This window comes from Rhizobacter sp. P3_C12, from assembly GCF_056402735.1.
In genome coordinates, this window is sequence record NZ_JBFUGW010000625.1 from 1 (window position 1) to 941 (window position 941).

Here is a 941-nt window from a genome sequence, read left to right on the forward strand (position 1 = left end):
CCGCCGGCCCCGCCGCGCGCCGCGGCCGCGCCACCGGGCCCCCGCAGGTCGGCCAGCCGGTCCTGCAGCCGCTCGCGCAGGCGCAGCGCCCATTCGTCTTCCATGCCGTTGACCGGCACCTCGCCGAGGTCGATCGCCAGCTCGTCGATGCGCCACACCTCGTCGGGCGCGCAGGCCTCGTCGAACAGCTCGTCGACGATGCGCAGCGCCGGGCCCTGCATGAACGCGGCGAGCCGTACTTCAGCCTCGTCGGCCTCGTCGGCCGGCAGCGCGCCGTCGAAGCCGACATCGATGTGCAGGTGCTCGATCAGGTGCGCGTCAGGCATGGCCCTGGACGAAGGGCTCGTCGCCCTCGCCTCCTGCATCGGGGGTGTCGCCCGGCTGGCGCACACACTGGATCACGYGGCAGGCCGCCCCGTCCGCCTGCTCGGCCAGGTGCGCATCGCCGGGCGCGGCCGCCAGCGCCTCGCGTGCCGCCAGCCACGGCACCCAGCAGGCCTCGAAGCGCTGCATCGCCTCCAGCTCCAGCCACAGGCAGTGCAGCGACAGGTGGGCCGGGCAGTTGATGCGCAAGGTGTCCTGCGCGAAGCGGCGGAACGCCGGCTGGCGGGTGCGCGCGGTCCAGCCCGGCATCAGCACCGTGACGCGCAGCGCATGGAAGCCCGGCTTCAGGTTCAGCGCCGCATGCGCGCGGCCGCCCGGCGCGAGCGGGCGCAGCAGCACGTGCTCGACCACGTGCATCCCCTCGCTCTCCTGGTGCAGGTGCAGCAGGAACAGCCGCAGGCTGCCGGCGGCGCGCCGCGCGGCCGGGGCATCGGTGTGCTCGCCCAGGTCCCACCAGCGGCCATCCTCGTCGGGACCGAGCAGCAGGCGGTGCGGCGAGGTCGGCGCGGCCCCGGCCGGCGCCAGCAGCCGGTAGCGGTCGCGCCACAGCCCGGCGC

2 protein-coding genes are annotated in these 941 nt (G+C 75.7%); both read right to left on the minus strand.

Going from position 1 to position 941, the window contains the following annotated elements; genetic code table 11:
* Positions 1–326 (minus strand): contractile injection system tape measure protein (locus AC1DXV_RS35020; RefSeq protein WP_477938100.1); only part of this gene is annotated, 326 nt, incomplete at its 3' end.
* Positions 319–941, minus strand: a 623-nt coding sequence (locus tag AC1DXV_RS35025; RefSeq protein WP_477938101.1) for a hypothetical protein, incomplete at its 5' end; no start/stop codon positions are given. The genes AC1DXV_RS35025 and AC1DXV_RS35020, both read right to left, overlap by 8 nt.